We start from the raw sequence: 20,015 nt of genomic DNA on the forward strand, positions 1-20,015 counted from the left end.
TGGACACGGCTTCTCAACCCTGCCCTTTCGTGTGCGACGTATTCTATGATACCCTCTGCACTCATGTACTTCTTTGATAAGTTCCCATTGTATCATAAAAACAAAAGATTCAGTCTTTATTATTTCCAAATATAGATCTAATATTGTTATTGGTGTTGGTGAACCTATGAACGCACAGTTCTCAGCTATTTACGATTGGAAACTTGGTTAATAAATTCAGATTTTAATCTTTTTACAGTGTATCTAATACCATGTACCCGTATCATATTCATCACCTTTTCATGCACTGGTGCATCACTATCAAGACTATTATACAGAATGGTGACTCCATTTTCACTATTTGGAACGTATAACCGATGTCCGGAACAACTATTGAGATTATTTATCGCCTCCATAACCTCGACCGATTTAGTAGCACCAGGTGTCTGAATATCTAATAGCCTGGAATGGGCGATTTTAACCCTATTTCGGACGTGTCCAGGATATCGCACCATGCAATTATATTCCGGAGTAAGAGTAGCAATCCGAAGGTCAGACTCATATAATGTTTTACGGAACGAGGGCTGGTTTTGAGTACCATTTTCATTTATTAGGCCAGCGTAGTTTTCTCCCCATGTTTTCGTAAACTGCCTGAATTTGTCATCATTTCTGTAAGCGACGACCCCCGTATTGTACTCCGGGAAGCTATCAGGCACTCCAGGTGGATCGTATACCTCTCTATTATGGTTGTGTGCAACGCCAATAGCAAATTGATTTAATAGTTCAAATAATTCATTCACACAATCATTCACATATATATCTGTATCGAGATGTAGGGTTTTGTCAAACGGGGAGCGATGTAGGTTTTCTATTTGATCTACAAAACCATGTTTTGGATTGGGTATGTCAATCACATAATCAAATTTGAACCTGGGTTCAACATCCGTTGCAATTGCAATTGGTATGTCAGGCATGACATTACGGACAGATCGTGCTGAAACTTCTGCCTCATCAACAAATTGTTCTCCGGTTGCAATATAAAATACTCCAGCATCATCCATATTGCGACTCTGTATCTACAGTTATATGATTATACCTTTATCAGTGTCTAATCATACTGAAATAGCCCATTAGATATAAATACAGCCTTATAATCAATTCTATAATAACCACCCACTCCATAAAATTCAACCAGAAATAATATCAGGCGAGTTGATGGGTCATACATCCTGCAATAAATCGAAATTATCTTTTGCTTTCTTTTTTAGCTCATTCACATTCTCCGGAGATTCGAATGTAATCGGAAATTCTTCCTTGTCCGGCTCGTAAGATTGGATACCAATTCTCTCAGCTAAAAATGATACTTTTGGTTGATATGCTATAGCCAGAACAGGTGTGTCGGTAATGGCACTAAACAGTAATGAATGGTACCGCATTGAAACCATCTTATTTACACCACTGATTCGCTCTAAAGTTGTTTGAACTGAAAATTTGTAGGGTAATATTTTCACATCTAAGTATTTTTTCGCAAACTCTTCATCTTCTTTGGCAAAAGGAATAAATACTGGATTTTCAATCTCGCCACAAATTCTTTGTGCATTTTTGATATAGATTTGTCTTGATTTGGGTATATCCATCCCTTCATCAAAATCAAAGTGATACGACATTACATCCGGTTGATAATTTGGCCAAGGCCGAAAATTCACTCCAGTAGCATCTGTTGATGGACTCTTTGGGTCATTCAATAGGAAGGCTGGGCATGCTGTGGTATGTATTTCTCCATCAAAGTAATCTCTGAGTTTATTCTGTGACCATTTATCTCGCACAGTAATCAAATCAACATTTGCTAATCGGGTTTCTATGAGTTCCTGCGCTTCAGTTGTCTTAAACCCGGGAACTCCTACTCCCAAGATTGCACTTTTTTTCGAACTTGTAACCCAATCCAATCGGCGCTTCAAAATTTCTGGGTCGCTTTCGTTCATTGCTGCACGGCAATCTCGTAGCACACCACCTCCACCCAAAATATGCACATTGGATCTAGTCGCTCCAATATTTTTAGGGAATAGTTCTACACCCTTCCCTTCTTTTGATAAATGATTTTTAATACTATGGGCTATTGCTCGATCTCCAACATTGCCTGTCCAGTAGGCCCCATTGACAGCATAGTGATATTTCCAATGACTTTTTAACTTCCATATTATTTCTTGTTTAATAGACCCTGGGTTATTAATACCTTTTTGGATTTGTTTATATGAATACATTTCTAATATAGGTATTTCATTATTTTGTATAATGTGGTGGATAAACCATCATCATAAAGAGATCGCAACCCTTGACGGAGAAGTGATTCGTAGTGCGACTCCGCAATCATATACGTAAAAGCCTCTTTTTCAAATTGGTCGAACCGGCCCCTGCATGCATTTTCTAGCACAATTAACATGTTCTTAACATTCATATCTAATGTAAAATACAGTTCTTGAAACTCTTTGCTCATTAAACTCTGTAAAAAAGCTTCTCGATAGTGCGAAACTTCCAGACCACTCCATGCCGTATTTTGGTTCCCATTTGCTATCTCATCAAAAGAGGATTTTGGCCTATATTTTCCCCTTTCCCCAAATGGGTAATTATTAGTTCGAATGTGGATTCCATGCTCTGGTCTGAATTTCATATTTTCAGGAACTAGTTCGTCCTTTTCTTTCATAATTTGATATAATACATGTTCATCAGCGCCCCTGATTGTATTGTGGATAGAATAATTGATATTGGATAAGTCGGGTAGGGGGTATTGTACATCTGTGGGAGCAAAATGTAGCCCTGATAGTCTGTAATTATCACCCTCAGTATGAGCCGGTCCTCTGATAATATTGGAATATGAGACATTATGTCTTCGCATATTCTTTAGGTGCTGCTCCTTAATATCATCATCAAATAACAGTATGTCAATATCCCCGATATACACGTAGTCACAATTCCTTGCTAATGTGGGTTTTGTAATAAAACGAACTGCACCTGGCAAAATGCCATTAAAATTGACTGATGTGAATTTGAATCTATCTCCAAATAGACGCCTTAGTATGTCGATTTGTTCCTTGTTATTTGACCGATATGAATTAGCATCTTCGACACCTATTTCAATGTATGAATTGGGGTTGTTGTTCAGTGCAAAATATATGTATATCGGGGCGAATGCTTCATATTCCTTATTAGCTGCTGTGTAGAATAACAAACTCATTATTCATGGAGTTGATGTGTTGCGGTCAAATAAGACAAGGCTGGATTTAAACAACCCCTATACTGTTGCATTTCAGATGGAATCTACCCACAGCGTACTAATTAATTCTTCGCTCTTGTGTTTTGGTCGTGTTTAGTTAAGGCTGAAGGATGAGGCAGAGTGATTTTCAGCTGATTCATGGCGAAAATCGCCCGCCTCAACGGTTGTAGCGACTGGATCGACTTGGATTTTGTGGAGCGAGAGCGGACACCCCGCCAGCTGATGGAGCTCGGTATTCGACTGCATCTTGCTGGACTATCGCTTTCGAATACCGTTCGAGAATTAGAGAAGTTCGGTGTCGAACGCTCGCGGAAAGCCGTCCACGACTGGGTTCATAAGGCCGGGCTACAGCCCGCCAACAACGCGAATCCGGATCACGTTGCGCTTGACGAGACGGCGATCCGAATCAACGGTAAACAGTTCTGGCTGTACGCCGCTGTCGATCCCAAGACAAACGAATTCTTGCACTTGCGGCTGTATACGACGACTACAACCGCATTAACGCAACGATTCTTGCAAGAACTTCGCGAGAAACATGACGTCGAAAAAGCTGTGTTTCTCGTCGATCACGCCCAGCATCTAGCGGCTGCACTCCAGCGAACCGGGCTCCGATTTCGACCCGAACAACATGGAAATCGGAACGCCGTCGAACGTGTCTTTCGCGAGGTAAAACGACGTACTTCATCGTTTAGTAATAGCTTCAGCCACGTCGATCCAACAACCGCCGAAACGTGGCTACAAGCCTTCGCCGTCTGGTGGAACTCGCGTAACTACTTGACTTCGCACCTTATGCTGGTAGAACGCGTAGAACTAGCATTGAACGCCAATGCTCCCTGTTACGTCGTTTCTGTCATGTACTGAGCCAATCGACCAGTTGGAGTGTTTCTCGACGAGGCAGAAACACCACGCCAAGACGTACGTCACAGGTCTTGTTGCGGCCAGCAACAAGACCGTCCAAGGCATCTCGAACCACGTTCTACCGGCCAAAAGTGAGCGCGCCCTGAACAAGTTCCTCACCGAGTACAACTGGGACGAAGACCAGCTCAACAAAGAACGTCTCGCGCTTCTCCAACAGACGAACGACACGAAGTGGAGCAGTGACGGTGTCGTCATCATTGACGACACCTTCACGCACAAAACCGGCGAGAACATCCCGAACGCCGGAAAATTCTACGACCACACGATTCGCGGCTATATCTGGGGCCAGAATCTGGTTTACGCACTCTACGCCGACGAGAAAACCACCTACCCACTCGGCTTTCGTCTCTACGAAAAAGACGCACAGCGGCGGGTTGAGTTGGCTATTGAACTCGTCGACGAACTCATCGAGATAGGTGTCCCGGCGGACACCTATCTCTTCGACATGAGCTACTGTTCCCAAGAGTTCGTCAGCCACCTCGAAACCTACGGCAAAGAGTGGGTTTCAGCCGTCAAAAGCGACGCACGTGTCTTGTACGGTGGTGAACGAATCCGCGTCGATGCGCTGGCCGAGCGCATCGACACTGTTCCACGTACGATCGACGGCGAAACCTACCACATCTGGACGCAAAAACGCGACGTGAGCCGTCTCGGAGAGGTGAAACTCCTGATTACGACGAAAGAATCTAGCGACGAGGATGACGAACTGAGCGTGAAGTACATCGTGTCGAACAAAATCGATGCGCCAGCGAGCCATCTCATCGCGTTGTACGCGATGCGATGGCGCGTAGAGACGTTCTTCAGGGACACCAAGCAGGATCTTGGTTTTGGAGATTGCGAGCTCCGGCATGCCGCAGGTGCCAGTCGCCACTGGCACCTGCTGATGCTGGCCTACAGCCTCCTCAAGCTCGGTGCTGCACACAGCGCCCTTGGAACAATCCTCGAACGAGCAACCTCGCTGCGCAACGAAATTAAGCGATCCTTCCGCGAAAGCGTTGAAAACCTCCTGTCCTGGGCGCTCAACAGCCCAAACCGTAGCACCGACGAGCTAATGCACCAGATCGAAGGCATGTTCGTCTAACGTGCGAAGTCAAGTAACTAAACACGATGAATTCACCAAAGCAATACTTGTTATTCACCCTCGAGACTGAATCGCATACAGATTCGCGTACTGCCCACCGTTGTCGATCAGGTCGCCGTGTGCACCTGTCTCCACGATCTTCCCAGCATCAACCGTATAGATCCGATCGGCGTTTTCAACGGTCGACAGACGGTGCGCAATCGCGATCATGGCATAGTCCCGGTCCATCTCCTCGATAGCAGCCTGAACTTCTTGCTCGAGATTCGAATCTAGGTCACTGGTCGCTTCGTCCAACACCAGGAGGTCGGCATCCTGCAACAGCGCTCGAGCCAGCGCAACCCGCTGTTTTTGCCCGCCAGATAACCGAACCCCGTCGTCGCCGAGCATCGTGTCGTACCCGTTTGGCAACTCTCCAAAGAACTCGTCTACTTTCGAGATTTCACAGGCGCGATCAAGTTCCCCACGAGTGACGTCCCGATTCCCGATGGTGAGATTGTACTCGAGAGTATCGTTGAAGATGAACGGGTCCTGGCGAACGACGGCGATCCGATCACGCCACTCGCCAATATCCATCTCGTCGACTGGAATGCCGTTAGCCCGGATTTCACCACGATCCAGTTCGTACAGGCGAGCCAACACGGAGACGATGGTCGATTTCCCCGCCCCGGATTGGCCGACGAAGGCGATGAACTCGCCTTTCTCGACCGAGAAATCGATGCCCCGAAGGACCTGCTCCTCATCGTCGTACGAGAAGTGTACGTCGTCGAACTCGACCTCGTCAACGACATCAGGGACTTCTCGAGTCGCCTCGTTTGGCTCTTTTCGGGACTCGAGTTCCTCGATGAACTGCTGTGTTCGAACCAGATGCGGCAGGTCGTTTTCGACCTGATAGAACAACCGATTGACCTGGCTCACTTTCGGTCCGAGCTGGAACATCGCAAAGAGGAAGACACCGAGTGCACCCACCGACAAGTCAGCGAATGTCAGTGCAAGATAGATCAGAACGAATACCGAAACCGCAACGCCCAGGTTGTAGAAATTGTTGATCGCCGCTTCATTCCGCCGAAGGGTGATACGAGCGGTCGTAAACTGGTCGATTGCGTCACTGAAATCCTGTCGCAACTCCTGAGCAAGCCCGAACAGTCGCACGTCACGAATGCCCTGGGTACCGGCCTGGGCAGCTTCCTGTCGACGCTCGTTCGCATCGGCCACTCTGTCACCGATCGTATACCCTGGCTCGACCACGCGCCGAAGAAAGACAGTCAGGAAGCCAAGCACGCCTGCAGCGAACAGCGTCAGTAGTGGCGATATGATCAGCGCGATGATGAGATACGCCAGCGAGAGAAAGACCATCTCGAGCAACCGGACAACGCGCTGAATAACCCGTCCAGCATAGTTCGTCTGGGTCACAATCGCGTTCAGGATATCGTCCGACCCTTCCTCGTCGAAATAAGAGACTCGAGCATCCAGTGCGTTATCGTAGGCCCGAAGCTGCAGATCCCGAATGTAGTACGTCCGCAGCATTTCTCGAAACCAGGCGACGACGAAACTTATGGTGTACCGAACGATCATCACCGTTGCCACGCCCACGACGACCCAGCCAAGCGTGAACGGAATCCCAACGGCCTCGTAGGCAGTCACGAACACCGCCATCAGTCCATCTGCCTCTGTAGTCGGATCGTCTAGTTGGACGAGTTCGATGATCGGCAGGATAAAACTCAGGCCGACCCCCTCGAGGACGGCCGCTACGAGCCCGAGCACAACGATCACGCCGGCAAACTTGGGATTGTAGTGAGCGACGTCGAGGAGCGCCTCGAGTTTTGCACCTCGTGAAACGCCTTCGGAGTCAGAAGATGACATATTGGTATGTAATTGTACAGTGTTCGTCCATAGTCGGTTATAACCTCGTCGGAATACAGTTCCAAGCGTTCGTTGTTGGCTACCAAACCCAGAGCCTTGGTTTTCGCCAGTTGTAATGGTGGAGAAAGACCAGCAGACTCATACAGACACGACAGACATGCTATGATATGACCACTGGGTGGCCATGTGACCGGACGGTGCTGATCACGGGTGGTGCGGGATTCATCGGCAGTCACCTCTCGAGCACGTTGCTCGAGGACAACGACGTTCGAATATATGATGCGTTGACGACCGGCAGCGAGTCGAACGTGCCGCCAGATGCCACGTTCTTCGAGGCAGATATCCGCCAGAAAGCGGAACTCGCTAAAGCAATCGCCGAAGTTGACCTGATCTTCCACGAGGCCGCCCTCGTGAGCGTGGCCCGCTCGGTCGAGGAGCCACAGACGAGCCACGAGATCAACACAGCAGCGACCCTTTCGTTACTCGAGGCTGCCCGACAGGAAGACGCCCGGGTCGTCCTCGCCTCGAGTGCAGCGATCTACGGCCACCCTGAATCAGTCCCCGTCACGGAGACCGACCCCAAAGAGCCGACCTCTCCGTACGGGCTCAACAAGCTCACGATCGACCACTACGCTCGACTATACAACGACCTCTACGGCCTCGAGGCCGTCGCCCTTCGGTATTTCAACGTCTACGGGCCGGGACAGGTTGCGGGTGACTACAGCGGCGTGATAAGCGTCTTCATCGATCAGGCGCTCTCGGGTGATGACATCACCGTCCACGGGGAAGGGAACCAGACCCGCGATTTCGTCTACGTCGACGACGTCGTCCAGGCTAACTGCAAGGCGGCGACCACCGATGCAGTCGGCGAAGCCTACAACATCGGCACTGGCCAGTCGATCACGATCCGCGAGTTAGCCGAACTCATTCAGGACATCACCGATACGAACTCGGATATCGTCCACACGGACGGCCGTTCGGGTGACATCGAACACTCCGAGGCAGATATCTCGAAAGCCGAAAATCAACTCGAGTACGAGCCGACCGTCTCGCTCCGAGACGGACTCGAGCAAACCATCGAGTGGTATCGAAACGAGCACAACTGACCGGCAGGTTCGCTTAGTCCGTCGTACTCGAGGCCGACTGCGGAACCTCCACACCCGGCTGCCTCCCGGTTCGATCACGATACGTTCCCAACGCCCCGTACAACCCAATGTTCTCACCAAGCGGCGACAGGGCAAGCGTCGGCTGATCGACGAAACAGAACTCCTCGAGGTGGCGCTCGAGCCCCTCGAGTAGCCACTCCTCATTGTTCAACGCCACACCACCACCGAGAGTCACAAGCCCCGGGTTGAACGCGTTACAGAGCGTGCCGACGCCGGCAGCGTTGTAGCGACTGATCTGGGCTAAACACGATTGAGCGAACGCATCGCCCGACTTGGCGTCCTCGAAAACGACAGGCGCACTGAGCTCCGCATCCTCCGCCACCCTCCGCGTGAACACACTCTCATCTGCAGACCACTCGTCATCGGTCTCGAGTCGGTGAGCCACGTACTCTGGAATCCCCCGGCCCGAACAGAACGCCTCCCAGGCACCGGTGACGCCGGTACTCGAGAGCTCGCTCTCTGGAGCCACCGACAGCAACCCGAACTCCCCGGCCTGGGCTGACTCGCCCCGAAGGGGATGACCGCGATCGACGACGCCACCGCCGATTCCCGTCCCGAAGGTGAGGTGAATCAGCGAGTCGTGATCCTCCCGTCGTCCGAAGTACCACTCGCCGAGTGCAGAGGCCGTACAGTCGTTCTCGAGGTACACCGGCAAATCAAAGCGAGATTCGATCGGCGTCCGCAGATCAATGTGTTCGATTAGGTCACCCGCGGGCGTATCGAACTTTCGGATGTGACCTGCCTCAGCATCCACCAGCCCCGGGGCAGAGATGGCAACCGCATCGAGCGATCTGAGAGACTGCATTTCCTCGAGTCGCTCGAGCAATTGGGTCTCGAGTCGGTGGGGCTGGGTCGGTTCGCTCGAGACGTCAGAGACAAAATCGCCGTTCGGCGTGCCGATAGTAGCGTGAAAATTGGTGCTGCCAATGCCGAAGAGAGCGACGAAAGCCATACGAGATACATCCAAATCAGCCATATAGTTATTTTGGGTGATATGGGTTGTACGGCGTGCAACCGTTGGTAGCGAGAAGACACCGTCTTTTGGCCTTGTTCAGACCCTAAGTGAACGTTAGAAGTTGGTAGCTAAGTGTAGAGCATGAATTCAGCGTTCCCCCTTGTAGGTTCTATGTCCAAACCTCCACAGATTAGAAAATAGATGTGAGCAGTGTTAAGTCAAATATAGAACTATTCGACAGGCCGAATGTTTACACGCCACATACGCTCATCCTGACGGTTATCTACGGGCTCCCCCTGATAATAAAGATCCCCGTGACCACACTCTCTAATATTGTGTAATTCGACCTCCCCTGGCTCCAAATCCGTTCCAGAGAAGATTGTGAAGGGGCCAGTTTCGTATCCCGGGTAACGCTGGGTATTACCCTGGTCATTACAGTCGGGGGTGCGTTCGACTGACCACTCGTTTGTCCCACTGATGGTGTGCACTCCTTCGCTTCCACGTGATGTTATGAATCCAACGCCCCCGCTTTGTGCTGATGCACTCCCGCTCGCTACCGTCCCCGCAACGACGAGTGCGCCTGTTGCTGCTCCTCCTTTTCGCAATACGGAGCGTCGTGATACACTGTCGGCTATCGGAACGTTATTTTCTGTCATAGGTTCTACCCTCACCCTTGTGAGGTCAAACGCTCGTACACCAGTGGCCCTCTTGGTATAGACAGTCCGTTTCAATCAGATCATACAATTGTTTCAATGGCAACGTCAGACTCCGAGTTAAAAGCCGACTCATAATAGGCGATTGATTTTGATTGGTTACTTGAGAGACATTATACCTCCCTTGCTCGAGCTACCCGAACCGAACATTACCTACCTCGACAAACGCGTCGGTTATCCCCATATTAGCGAAGCCAGCATCACCAGACTCAAAGCTGATCTCGGCTACCAACCGTCTCCCGTCGTGAAGGACTCGAGCAAACCGTGAGTGGTTCGAGAGCGAACGAATCCCAAGTAATCACGGATTCAGAAACCCTATACCTCGCCATAACCAGCCTCTGAGAGATGGCTGCAAGTGAACCGTTCGGACAACATGGACGACTGTTGGCCGGAGTGCTGCTATTCACCCTATTGATCGGAATGCTGTTCGTTGCCGGAACTACAGCAAACGATCCACTCGAGCACCAGTACCCCACCGATGTCGAAGTCACCCCAACCCCAGAAACGTACGTCGGTGAGCAGGTCGTCCTCGGTGGTCGTATCGTCGATACAGACCCGGTGACAATCGCAACACGCGCCAGCGGCTACGGTCGGTTCACCCTCGTCGACGCGAATACCGAGGTACGAAATCTCGAGGGCTCGCTCCAAACGGGCGACCACGTGACCATCTTTGGAACGCTCGAGGACGAGAACACCCTCGTCGTCGAGCACGGGTTAACCCAGAGTCCGGACGACAGGAGCTACATGTTCCTCGTCTCATTCCTCGGCGGGCTCTGGGTCGCCGGCCGGTTTCTCACGGGGTGGCGATTCGACCGGGAGACACTCGCATTCGTCCCTCGAGCGCACTCGAAACCTCAAGGCGACAACGACTCGCCAGACACGAACACAGAGTCACTCTCCTTCGACGAAACCGACCTCGAGGGGGCGCACGAATCCAACACAACAGAAGCAGATCGGACCACAAAACGAGGTGATCGCTAATGGCTGACGTCCTCACACACGTCCTGGTAGGCTACATCGTCGGCGTCAGCCTCAGTTTCCGGTATGACTGGATCAAAACGGAACAGGTGACGCTGGTAATGCTCGGTGCGCTCGCTCCCGACTTCGTGAAGATCGGGCTCTTCGTTCCAGACTGGCGCGTCGCCCACCTGCTCGGAGTGCCGTTCTCGTGGTCGCCATTGCACACCCTCTTCGGCACCGTGATCGTCATCCTCCTCATATCACTTCTGCTGGCCCCCAGATATCGGAAACAGGCGATCATCCTGCTGGCTATCGGCGTTGTCACTCACCTCGTCCTCGACATCGCCCTCTTGACACCCACGGGTGAGGCTTACGCCGTATTCTGGCCGCTCTCGAGCTACCGGCCGCCCTCGAGTGGGCTCTATCTCAGCAGCGATCGGTGGCCCGCCCTGGTGGCCGGCACCATCGCCGTGGCTCTCTGGGCTGGACGACGGTATTGGAGTGAGTCAGAAGCCTCGAGTGGTCTGTAACCCTCACTCAATCAATTTGTAAAAAGCAATTATAGCGGCTCAGTTGGTACTATCTTCGTGTTCGCGCGGATCTTCAACGAGTTCGAATAAACGCGTTCCCTCATGGACACACTCGACGTAGCCAGCTGCTTCGAGTACCTCGAGGCGATTGTAAATGGTGTTTCTCGAGTAACTGGTCCAGTCGACGAGCGCCCCCTTCGTCGCCCGACCATGCTGTAACTCATCAAGAATCTCCTGATCAGCTGGCCGAAGGTCGTCAGCATCCATCGATACGTGCTGTTGTGCAACCGCCATATGCATATATCCCAATCGTACGCACTTAGACTTGTCTTATCAAACAGTTAATAAGCATGTGCAGACTGCACAAGTTTTAATACCTCATCTCGTTTCTCTACAGATAGCACAGGACGCCACCAAAATCTGTGGCCTGGTGCTAGAGACACCAGACCTGTGCCTTGGATTAAGGCAATGACAACTACTACGACCACGCACGAAACCATTTCGGCTGAACCACGAACGAACATCCCACTCGAGCTACCAGGCTCCCAGTACACCTACCTCGGAGAGGACACTGAAGGCGGGCACCATCACCTCGAGGAACGATCCTCGACGATCTACGTGACCGACCAGCCACCGGAACGGTACCTCCCCTCCAACGCCCCAATCTACTGGTTCCGCGTTCAGGGAGTCCTCGAGCACGTCGAATCACTTCCTCCACGAGCAGTCCGTGACTGGGTTGCCTATGTCGACCAGAAACGCGGGTGGACGAAGCCACCACTGCTGATCGACGCCTCGATCGCCCACCCCAGCGAGGTGAGCCGATGAAGTCCTCGAGGCGAGTCACCCGGATCACCCTCGAGTTCGAGCATCCCGTTACCCCCGGCGACCTCGAGCAGGCGTACTGCAGGCTCCTCGAGGAGGTGGGACAGTGACCGACCTGGTCCTCGAGTGGACGCCACACGGTGGCCGCTCACGAAAACTCGTGTTCGAACACCAGCCCAACGCAGACTGCCCGTGGGCACGAGTCGAATACGAACGTCGGGATGGCACCTGGCGCGCCGTTGGCTGTGAGTGTCTCGAGTCAGTCACCCTCTCGAGTGCGGATGGAGAGGGGCTCCCAGTCACACCCACCGATAACCAACCCGCTTCGCGTCCAGCGACAACGGAGGTCGAAGACGATGACTGAGGGTCTCGAGGCGCTTCGCGAGCGACTCACTGCACTCGAGGCGGATAACCGCCGACTATCGGATGGGGTCGAAACCCTCGAAACGGACCTCCAGGAGACGGAGCGGAAACTCGAGCGAACAGAGACGAAACTCGAACAGACGGAGACGAAACTCGAGCGAACAGCAAACACACTCGAGCAGACACGGACGGCCCTCGAGCCAAAACAGATGGCTGCACTCGAGTCAGAACGGATTATGGAGATAGAGGCCGAAAACGAGCGATTGCGAGACCGCCTCGAGGCGTGTGAGGCAGAAACCACGGGGACGAAAGCCCTCGCCGAGGCCACAGCCAAACGGACGGGCTCGAACAAGCGCCGTATCGAGGAACTCCAGGCACGCGAACTCGAGAAAGGAGCCCACCTGCTCGCCGAGGGTGTCGACCCCGGGGAATTGGACATCGAGGGTGACCACCTCGAGCGATTCACCAAAGAGGACGGTCGAACGTACGTGAGACTCCCCGAACACGAGGACCCGCTCGAGCGTGGTGGCTCGCCAACGCTCACTCACGGTGATCTCCTCCCGATCCAGCAACTCGCCCGCATGGACGATGAGATGCTCCGCTCGACCACCAACGCCCTGCCCACGCGACTCGCCGCAAACCTCTGGAAAGCACGCGTAGACTCGAGTGTCGGTGACAACCCCTGGGAGAACGGCTGCAAATCGATCAAAGAGTACGTCAAAGCGAGTGATCTCAAACACTGGATTCGTCGCCAGGAGCGTGGTGTCAGTGATTCGTATGCCAAAAAGCTCGTCTCGAGGACCATCGACGCCCTCCTCGACCTCTCGAACAATCGCGTGGCCATCCGCAAACGCACCGAGCGAAAGAACGGCCTCGAGTATACCGAACGCCGGCTGATCATCCCAACCGATGCGGAGATCCCCGGTGAGACTGGGGGCTCGAGTCCACAGCCACCGGAGACAGCTGACGTCCTCGGATGACCATGGACACCCCTAACTGAGATCCCTCGAGAGAGGACCCACATCTCACACGAAAAACTGAACCACGCACTCGAGCGGTCTGTTGGTGGGTTGGTTACTGGATAGTGGGTCACTCGAGCAGTCCGCGGCAGTCATACAACGGGACACCACCATACTGTGTCCCGAAGACGACGACTGTCCACGGCAGAGACACGGCCAGAATCTCGAGCGATCAATGCTCACCCACGTGGAATAATATAAGCCAGTTCCGGACAAATGGGGATTCATGGGACAGGCCACCGTGGATCTCGAGGCAGTTCGTGATCATCTCCGAACCACGGGAGTTACCTATGCGGTTTTGTTCGGATCGTATGCGAGCGGGAACCCAACAGAAAGCTCTGATGTCGATATTTGTGTTCGCTTCCCCGATGACTGGACTCGACACGAGCGATTTCGCCAGCGAAACCGCATCGATGCACATCTTCAGCGGTGCGCAGAGGCGTTCGTCGACGTCAGCGATCTCCAAGCGTTGCCGGACGAAATCGCACTGAACGCTCTCGAGAAGGGGACGATTCTCTATGGTGATGAGACGGTCAAAGCCACCGATCAGCGCCGCCTCAAAAATCGCCTCGAGGACTCGGAAGCATCTCGCATCGAAGAACGGCGATCGTTCGTTGATCGCCTCGCTGAAGGTGACGTTTAATGGTCGACGAGGACGTCATCATCACGAAACTGGAACAGGTGAACCAGTATACGAACGAATTGAAACAAATGCGTGGTGTCTCTCGAAAAGAGTACCTCGATGATTTTGTCCTCCAACGGGCTGTGGAACGTTCGCTGATGAATGTAATCCAATCGTGTATTGACCTGGCAGCCCATATTCGGGCTGACAACAGCCACACATCTGCAGAAACCTCGCGAGATGAGATCGATGCAGTAGTCCAAGCAGAGATACTAACTGAGCCAACAGGAAAGAAACTCGAGGAGGCTGTTGGATTTCGAAATCTCCTCGCCCATCGGTACGGTGAAATTGACCACGATGTCGTCTACGATGTTCTGCAAGACGATCTCCAATGGTTTGAGCAGTTTCAACAGGAAGTTGCCCAGTGGTTGCAAACAGAAAGAGAATGAATACCCAATTAATTCAACACTCTTGTGAAACCCATTGTTAGTGAACGGCCTTTTGCGATTTCTCGATTATGACAATCTCGATTGTGGAGCGGTCAGGACACCTTATTCAACGATGTACGCTCTCCTCATTCGTCGTAACGGTGCTCGAGAACCACTGCTTCGAGTGCCTGGAGAATAATTTCCGCCTCAAGCGGAGACAGGTCGAGTTCGCGGGCCATGATTCGGTGGTTGACAGTGCCATCGACGTACTCGTGAGCGTACTCGAGGGCGGTTGCAAGGCCGTCGATCCCATGTCGGTCGAGATAGACATCGATGTCTCCATCAGTCTCACGACGACCAACTGCGTCGACGAGTTCGGCCGTGATCACACGTGTTTCGCCATTTGTGCTGAGTGTGATCGAAAGCGGTTCAGTGCCAAACTCGTATGGGCGCTCCTCACGCGTCTTCGTTACGAGACCCGCGTCCTCGAGTTTTCGAACGTACTCGTAGGCAGTTCCCTGGGGGATCTCGAGGTCAGTGATGAGGTTCTCGACGGTTGCCCCATCCGACTGAAGCACGTAGACGTATATCTGGGCCAGCGAGGGATTCTCCAGGAGGTCAATGAGCGTTCTGAGTTGCTCAATTGGTGGCGTCTCAGGAGGGGTCGTTGATTGAGACATCTTGATTATGAATTATACGCTATTCGTAATAGCTCTTCTGTTGGTCAGCTATCAGCCGATACGACTTGTTCCCGAAAAACACTCCGTTGTCGTTCACACATTGTACAAAAATACAGGCTTACATAGGCCCCCTTGGGAGCGACACCACCTCGCACAGCGGCCATCCAAACGCCGGTTGATTATTCCAACCGATGTGGAGATCCCCGGTGAGACTGGGGGCTCGAGCGAGCACACACAGCCCCCGGAGACAGCTGACGTCCTCGGGTGACCACGACACCACCGAATAACCTCCCTCGAGAGAGGACCACCATCTCTCACACGAAAAACTGAACCACGTACTCGAGCGATCTGTTGGTGGGTTGGCTACTGGAGGGTGGGTCACTCGAGCAGTCCTCGGCAGTCTTTCAAGCGGACATCTCGGGACCGGGCACCGAAGACGACGGTTGTCCACGAGCTATCGAGCCACTCCAGAGAACGGTGATCCTCCAGAAACTATTTGGAATACTGTGTTGTAAGAGCAAACGTGTTAGGTATGACAAAACATTCACAGTCAGCAGACGATACCGCAACACTTGCCCTCCCTATACCAGCCCAACACCCGGAGTTGTTTCGGCACAAAGCGACGAATGATATCCTTCGGCTACTCGTCGATAACCCATATGAGACGTTCACGATCCGTGAATTGAGTCGACTCACCGATCACTCGACGTATTCGACGAAGAGCGCCGTCGATGTCCTGGAGGCGAACGGTCTTGTCAGTGCACCGGCTGAAGGGAACCGACGCCCAGTAGGAATTAACCGCGATCTCCTGTCCAAACCGGACGATCCTGTCCTGCAGATCCCACAGCCGGAGTTTCACCATCCAGTCCAAGCGGCGATTGAAAAACTTCGATCGGAACTGGATGACGTCCGAGGCATCCTCGTGTTTGGAAGTGTCGCTCGAGGCCAGGCCGACCGCCAAAGTGATATCGACCTCTGGGTTCTCGTGGCTGGTTCTCAAGCGGAACGACACCGGGGAAACGAGATTGCAAAGGAGCTGAGTCAGCGCCCGTTCGACGGCGACCGGTATACCTTCCAAGTACTCGTCGAAACCCTTGATTCTGCAAGAGGCTATGCTGATCAGCTTTCAGAGATCTTCACAGACGCCATCACACTGTACGAAACGGAGGCGCTCGAGGCGCTCAAACGCGAGGTGTTGACCAGTGGCTGAAGATGCGGGCTCGATTCTCGAGACGCTCGATCGGGCCGAGGACGCTTTTTCTGGCTATCCTGCCGGCGAACCCACATACGAAACTGGCCTTAATCCAGAGGCAAACCAACCACCGGCGATCCAGCTTCGGAAAGCGTGCCGGCTGCTTGAAGCCTGTCGAACGCTCCGTGAACACAACGGCTACCACACGAGCGTGATCGAGATGTCCTTTGCTGCCATCGAGCGTACCCTCGAGTTCTATGCGTTGTTGGCTTCGAACGACACAGTCAACAATTTCCAAAACCACAAGCGAGCGTACGATCGAGCTGCGGCACTCGGTGTTCTCACCGACGAGACGGCACACCGGCTCAAAACGCTGTATCTCGACAATCGGTCTGCAGCGTACTATCGGAGTACAGTTGCGACAAAAGGGCAAGCAGAGACGATGTTTGCGCTCGCAGTAGCAATGCATGATCACGTAAAGCGGTTCCAGCCAGCAGGCATACGAATGCCAGTGTGACGAGGCACGCTCTCGAACGGATTGAGTGGCTCGCGAGTAACTGGGTGAACCGCTTCGGGGGGTCAAGTCTCCGAGGCACTCGGCCTGCTACGCTGGGGAGGGTCTAGCTGTGAACAGCAGGATTCTCCCGCAGTCATGCGAACGAACGCCCTCGAGTACACCGAACGCCGATTGATCATCCCCGACGATGTGGAAATCCCCGGCGAGACAGGTCCCTCGAGGACACAGCCCCCGGACACCTGGCGTCCTCGGGTGACCATGGACACCCCCGAATAACCTCTCTCGAGAGAGGATCAACATCTCACTCGAATACCTGAAACATGCACTCGAGCGGTCTGTTGGTGGGTTGGGTACTGGAGGGTGGCCCGCTCGAGAAGTCTGTGGCAGTCACACGACGAGATACCCAAACCAACAACCGAAGACGACTGCCCACGGAAATCCAAGCAGATCTGGAAATGCCATCCCCACCCGAGACAAACGATTTTAACGATTCCCTGTGTACATTCGAGGTAATGGGGTCGACACCGCCTTCAGATCACGGCACGAACACACCTCTCGAGAGTGAGATCGATCTCGAACGTCTCACCCGTGTACTCGAGAGGTACCCGGTTCGCCTCGCGGTTCTGTTCGGCTCGACAGTTCACGGGACGGCTACTGACCAAAGCGATATCGATATTGCCGTCGCGTTTGAGGCTGATCTCGGCCCAGATGAACGACTCGAGCAACGCATCTCCCTCACCGTGTCACTCACTGATTCGCTTGGAACCGACGCCATTGATGTTGCTGACCTCGAGGCAATCCACCCTGGTGTTGGCCTGGCGGCGCTCGAAAACGGCTACGTGATTATCGAAAATCCCACCCTCCGTGAACGTCTCAAAGAAGACTATGAGAACTCGTATCCAGAAGCGGAGGAAACCCATGAGGAGCGCATGCGTCGGTTTGATTCGCTGCTGAACCGGTTGGAGGGCCAGGTGTGAACGTCTCCTCCCGAGAGGAAATTCGCATTCTTGAAAAAGCTGCCTACATCGAAGAGGCACTGACGGTGTTGGCCCGAAAACAAGCACTCGATGCAGAGACCTATCAAAATAATCGAGAAGAACGAGCTATCGTCGAACGCGAATTCCAGACAGCTATTGAGGCGTGTCTCGACATTGCGGGTATCCTCATTGTTGGTGCAGACGCACCAATGCCCGAAACGTATGCTGGCCGGTTTACTACCCTCTACGAGCTAGATCTCCTCTCACACGAAACCAGTGAACTGATGCGACAAGCTGCAGGATTTCGGAACGTCCTTGCCCATAACTACGGGTCTGATATCGACGATACAGCCGTCTATCGGCACCTGCAAACTGAACTCGAGTGGTTTGTTCGGTACCTCCGGGAAATAAAAGACGTCCTTGAACACTCGTCAGCAGAAAATAGCTGAAGTTCCTAATGGGATTGCTCACATACCCACGTTCTCGAAGGAGATGCTCGAAAACCCGCCCGACGTGCTCGTCGAGCAAGAGATGAATACTCTCGGTCACGAGACCGGCTCTTTCGGCTGCAAGCCATCGTCGTGCACGCGCTCAAACGCCTCCGCGTTTTCCCGCTCGAAGCCTTTCATTTCCTCGATATTGGCATAATAATATGAAAGGGCTTCATAGACGGACGCCAGCGAGATATCGTACTGGTCAGCGACATACGCTGGGGTCTGCCCACCACCGACCACTTTCCCGGCGATGTGTCGGACGCCAATCCGGGTTCCCTCGATCCGAGGTTCCCCGCCAAGGATGTCTTCATCGGCGACGATCGTCATAGTGCTCTAGTCGGGTTGCGTTCGTTTATCTGTTTTTGTGAGAGGCAGAATCGGAGTGGATCCCCATCCTCGAGTTCTCGAAGCATCGCCTCGCGGTTCGCAAACGCATCGAACGAACGCCCGTGGGTACACCGAACACCGGTTGGTCATCCCGGTAGATGCAGAGATCCCCCGCGAGGCAGAAAACTCGAGTGAGACCACACCACCAGAGACAGCTGACATCCTCGAGTGACCCTGGACACCCCGAAATACCCTCCCTCGAGAGAGGACCCATCTCTCACACGAATACCTGAACCACGCACTCGAGCGGTCTGTTAGTGGGTTGGGTACTGGATAGTGGATCGCTCGAGCAGTCCTCGGCAGTCGTACAACGGGACACCCTCAGACCGGTCACCGAGGACGACGGTTGTCTACGGATATTATCACAACAAATCGGTGGGTGAGAGAGCACCAGCTTCCTGGAGTTCCCCATCAAATGAAACAAGCTCAGCGTCGTGACCTTGTGCACACGCGAGGATAAGACAGTCAAGTGGATACAGTAAGGTCTCTTGCTGCAAGCGGTTTGCATCCATCATATCAGACGCATCTGGGATGACGATACTGACATCTTGAGTAATCTCGTCTTGGATGGACTGGGCAGCAGGGAGTTCGAGCCGATTTTTCTTGGTAAGAACGGTTCGGAGTTCCATGAGATTGAGTGTTGATGTTAAAAACTCATGTTCAGTGTTCAAAAGTTCCGCGGCAATCTCACCGCTCTCCGGCTCATCGGTGACAATGGCGACGAAGAGATTGGTATCTAGAAAAATCCTCATGTCCGCTCGCGAAGACGCCGGACTTCCTCAACGGAGTCAATGTCAAGTTCGTTAGCCAGTCCGCGAAGACGGTCGCCTAATGGTGGGCGATCTTCATTGATTTCCTTTGACTGAGTGAACTCAGTGACGTCATCAGCGTAGACTCCCATGGCAATATACACGAAGTCAATAGATAAAACAGTTCGGCACGTCCCCTCCTCGAACTGTCGGACCATTGCCTTGCGGTTCGCAAGCGCACCGAGCGAAAGAACGGTCTCGAGTACACCGAACGCCGGCAGATTATAAAAAGTCGAACGGTCTGTTGGTGGGTTGGCTACTGGAGGGTGGGT

General features: G+C 52.8%; 23 protein-coding genes and 3 pseudogenes. 17 read left to right on the forward strand and 9 right to left on the reverse strand.

Annotated features, from left to right (window positions below):
- Nucleotides 1–185: 185 nt before the first annotated feature.
- The 3 genes from NLK60_RS10980 to NLK60_RS10990 all read right to left on the reverse strand — a co-directional run bounded on the left by NLK60_RS10980 (nucleotide 186) and on the right by NLK60_RS10990 (nucleotide 3,211).
- Nucleotides 186–1,040 (reverse strand): hypothetical protein, encoded by an 855-nt coding sequence (locus tag NLK60_RS10980; protein WP_254807834.1) that lies wholly within the window; start codon nucleotides 1,038–1,040, stop codon nucleotides 186–188.
- 159 nt (nucleotides 1,041–1,199) lie between these two features.
- On the reverse strand, nucleotides 1,200–2,240 hold the full coding sequence (locus NLK60_RS10985) for a polysaccharide pyruvyl transferase family protein (RefSeq protein WP_254807835.1): 1,041 nt from the start codon (nucleotides 2,238–2,240) through the stop codon (nucleotides 1,200–1,202).
- 2 nt (nucleotides 2,241–2,242) lie between these two features.
- Nucleotides 2,243–3,211, reverse strand: coding sequence for a hypothetical protein (locus tag NLK60_RS10990; protein ID WP_254807836.1), 969 nt, complete (start codon nucleotides 3,209–3,211; stop codon nucleotides 2,243–2,245).
- Between the two features lie 177 nt (nucleotides 3,212–3,388).
- Between NLK60_RS10990 and NLK60_RS10995 the strand changes: the two are divergent.
- Both NLK60_RS10995 and NLK60_RS11000 read left to right on the forward strand, forming a co-directional pair.
- Nucleotides 3,389–4,021: pseudogene (locus tag NLK60_RS10995) on the forward strand (IS6 family transposase); the annotation flags it as partial.
- A 55-nt stretch (nucleotides 4,022–4,076) separates the two neighbouring features.
- Nucleotides 4,077–5,249 (forward strand): IS701 family transposase, encoded by a 1,173-nt coding sequence (locus NLK60_RS11000; RefSeq protein ID WP_254807837.1) that lies wholly within the window; start codon nucleotides 4,077–4,079, stop codon nucleotides 5,247–5,249.
- Nucleotides 5,250–5,303: 54 nt separating this feature from the next.
- On the opposite strand, the gene NLK60_RS11005 is transcribed toward NLK60_RS11000, so the two are convergent.
- Nucleotides 5,304–7,109: an ABC transporter ATP-binding protein gene (locus tag NLK60_RS11005; RefSeq protein ID WP_254807838.1), complete on the reverse strand. Its 1,806-nt coding sequence runs from the start codon at nucleotides 7,107–7,109 to the stop codon at nucleotides 5,304–5,306.
- A gap of 167 nt (nucleotides 7,110–7,276) precedes the next feature.
- On the opposite strand from NLK60_RS11005, the gene NLK60_RS11010 reads away from it, so the two are divergent.
- Complete coding sequence (locus NLK60_RS11010; RefSeq protein ID WP_254807839.1) at nucleotides 7,277–8,215, forward strand: NAD-dependent epimerase/dehydratase family protein; 939 nt, start codon at nucleotides 7,277–7,279, stop codon at nucleotides 8,213–8,215.
- Nucleotides 8,216–8,228: 13 nt separating this feature from the next.
- Here NLK60_RS11010 and NLK60_RS11015 read toward each other — a convergent pair whose 3' ends face one another.
- Nucleotides 8,229–9,227, reverse strand: coding sequence for an ROK family protein (locus tag NLK60_RS11015; protein ID WP_254807840.1), 999 nt, complete (start codon nucleotides 9,225–9,227; stop codon nucleotides 8,229–8,231).
- Between the two features lie 1,061 nt (nucleotides 9,228–10,288).
- On the opposite strand from NLK60_RS11015, the gene NLK60_RS11020 reads away from it, so the two are divergent.
- Nucleotides 10,289–10,924: a Slp family lipoprotein gene (locus NLK60_RS11020; protein ID WP_254807841.1), complete on the forward strand. Its 636-nt coding sequence runs from the start codon at nucleotides 10,289–10,291 to the stop codon at nucleotides 10,922–10,924.
- Complete coding sequence (locus NLK60_RS11025; protein ID WP_254807842.1) at nucleotides 10,924–11,433, forward strand: metal-dependent hydrolase; 510 nt, start codon at nucleotides 10,924–10,926, stop codon at nucleotides 11,431–11,433. The genes NLK60_RS11020 and NLK60_RS11025 overlap by 1 nt, the downstream gene beginning before the upstream one ends.
- A gap of 39 nt (nucleotides 11,434–11,472) precedes the next feature.
- On the opposite strand, the gene NLK60_RS11030 is transcribed toward NLK60_RS11025, so the two are convergent.
- Nucleotides 11,473–11,727, reverse strand: coding sequence for a helix-turn-helix transcriptional regulator (locus NLK60_RS11030; RefSeq protein ID WP_254807843.1), 255 nt, complete (start codon nucleotides 11,725–11,727; stop codon nucleotides 11,473–11,475).
- Between the two features lie 174 nt (nucleotides 11,728–11,901).
- Here NLK60_RS11030 and NLK60_RS11035 point away from each other — a divergent pair, with 174 nt between their 5' ends.
- The 5 genes from NLK60_RS11035 to hepT (NLK60_RS11055) all read left to right on the forward strand — a co-directional run bounded on the left by NLK60_RS11035 (nucleotide 11,902) and on the right by hepT (NLK60_RS11055) (nucleotide 14,708).
- Nucleotides 11,902–12,258, forward strand: coding sequence for a hypothetical protein (locus NLK60_RS11035; RefSeq protein ID WP_254807844.1), 357 nt, complete (start codon nucleotides 11,902–11,904; stop codon nucleotides 12,256–12,258).
- A gap of 103 nt (nucleotides 12,259–12,361) precedes the next feature.
- Nucleotides 12,362–12,619, forward strand: a complete 258-nt coding sequence (locus NLK60_RS11040; RefSeq protein ID WP_254807845.1) for a hypothetical protein — start codon at nucleotides 12,362–12,364, stop codon at nucleotides 12,617–12,619.
- On the forward strand, nucleotides 12,612–13,598 hold the full coding sequence (locus NLK60_RS11045) for a DUF8008 family protein (protein WP_254807846.1): 987 nt from the start codon (nucleotides 12,612–12,614) through the stop codon (nucleotides 13,596–13,598). Before NLK60_RS11040 ends, NLK60_RS11045 begins: the two co-directional genes overlap by 8 nt.
- Nucleotides 13,599–13,863: 265 nt before the next feature.
- A complete protein-coding gene (gene mntA / locus NLK60_RS11050; RefSeq protein WP_254807847.1) occupies nucleotides 13,864–14,280 on the forward strand; it encodes a type VII toxin-antitoxin system MntA family adenylyltransferase antitoxin in 417 nt (138 codons plus the stop codon).
- Nucleotides 14,280–14,708: a type VII toxin-antitoxin system HepT family RNase toxin gene (gene hepT, locus NLK60_RS11055; RefSeq protein ID WP_254807848.1), complete on the forward strand. Its 429-nt coding sequence runs from the start codon at nucleotides 14,280–14,282 to the stop codon at nucleotides 14,706–14,708. Before mntA (NLK60_RS11050) ends, hepT (NLK60_RS11055) begins: the two co-directional genes overlap by 1 nt.
- Nucleotides 14,709–14,833: 125 nt before the next feature.
- On the opposite strand, the gene NLK60_RS11060 is transcribed toward hepT (NLK60_RS11055), so the two are convergent.
- Nucleotides 14,834–15,367 (reverse strand): DUF7437 domain-containing protein, encoded by a 534-nt coding sequence (locus tag NLK60_RS11060; RefSeq protein ID WP_254807849.1) that lies wholly within the window; start codon nucleotides 15,365–15,367, stop codon nucleotides 14,834–14,836.
- Nucleotides 15,368–15,899: 532 nt separating this feature from the next.
- Here NLK60_RS11060 and NLK60_RS11065 point away from each other — a divergent pair.
- From NLK60_RS11065 to hepT (NLK60_RS11085), 5 genes and pseudogenes are all read left to right on the forward strand, one after another.
- Entirely contained in the window at nucleotides 15,900–16,577 is a 678-nt protein-coding gene (locus tag NLK60_RS11065) for a nucleotidyltransferase domain-containing protein (protein WP_254807850.1), read from the forward strand.
- Nucleotides 16,570–17,076 carry a DUF8154 family protein gene (locus NLK60_RS11070; RefSeq protein ID WP_254807851.1) on the forward strand — a complete coding sequence of 169 codons (507 nt, stop codon included), beginning with the start codon at nucleotides 16,570–16,572 and terminating at the stop codon, nucleotides 17,074–17,076. Before NLK60_RS11065 ends, NLK60_RS11070 begins: the two co-directional genes overlap by 8 nt.
- Before the next feature lie 138 nt (nucleotides 17,077–17,214).
- Nucleotides 17,215–17,352 (forward strand): annotated as a pseudogene (locus NLK60_RS11075) (DUF8008 family protein); the annotation flags it as partial.
- Between the two features lie 236 nt (nucleotides 17,353–17,588).
- The gene (gene mntA / locus NLK60_RS11080) at nucleotides 17,589–18,053 is read left to right on the forward strand and encodes a type VII toxin-antitoxin system MntA family adenylyltransferase antitoxin (RefSeq protein ID WP_254807852.1); all 465 of its coding nucleotides are present in this window, start codon (nucleotides 17,589–17,591) and stop codon (nucleotides 18,051–18,053) included.
- A complete protein-coding gene (gene hepT, locus NLK60_RS11085) occupies nucleotides 18,050–18,502 on the forward strand; it encodes a type VII toxin-antitoxin system HepT family RNase toxin (protein WP_254807853.1) in 453 nt (150 codons plus the stop codon). Before mntA (NLK60_RS11080) ends, hepT (NLK60_RS11085) begins: the two co-directional genes overlap by 4 nt.
- 96 nt (nucleotides 18,503–18,598) lie before the next feature.
- On the opposite strand, the gene NLK60_RS11090 is transcribed toward hepT (NLK60_RS11085), so the two are convergent.
- On the reverse strand, nucleotides 18,599–18,874 hold the full coding sequence (locus NLK60_RS11090; protein ID WP_254807854.1) for a DUF433 domain-containing protein: 276 nt from the start codon (nucleotides 18,872–18,874) through the stop codon (nucleotides 18,599–18,601).
- A gap of 55 nt (nucleotides 18,875–18,929) precedes the next feature.
- On the opposite strand from NLK60_RS11090, the gene NLK60_RS19795 reads away from it, so the two are divergent.
- Nucleotides 18,930–19,106, forward strand: coding sequence for a DUF8008 family protein (locus NLK60_RS19795; protein WP_484555220.1), 177 nt, complete (start codon nucleotides 18,930–18,932; stop codon nucleotides 19,104–19,106).
- 190 nt (nucleotides 19,107–19,296) lie between these two features.
- On the opposite strand, the gene NLK60_RS11095 is transcribed toward NLK60_RS19795, so the two are convergent.
- Nucleotides 19,297–19,686, reverse strand: coding sequence for a type II toxin-antitoxin system VapC family toxin (locus NLK60_RS11095; protein ID WP_254807855.1), 390 nt, complete (start codon nucleotides 19,684–19,686; stop codon nucleotides 19,297–19,299).
- Between the two features lie 194 nt (nucleotides 19,687–19,880).
- Here NLK60_RS11095 and NLK60_RS19800 point away from each other — a divergent pair.
- A pseudogene (locus NLK60_RS19800) lies at nucleotides 19,881–19,970 on the forward strand (DUF8008 family protein); the annotation flags it as partial.
- Nucleotides 19,971–20,015 lie beyond the last annotated feature (45 nt).

The organism is Natronosalvus amylolyticus (genome assembly GCF_024298845.1).
Lineage (GTDB): Archaea > Halobacteriota > Halobacteria > Halobacteriales > Natrialbaceae > Natronosalvus > Natronosalvus amylolyticus.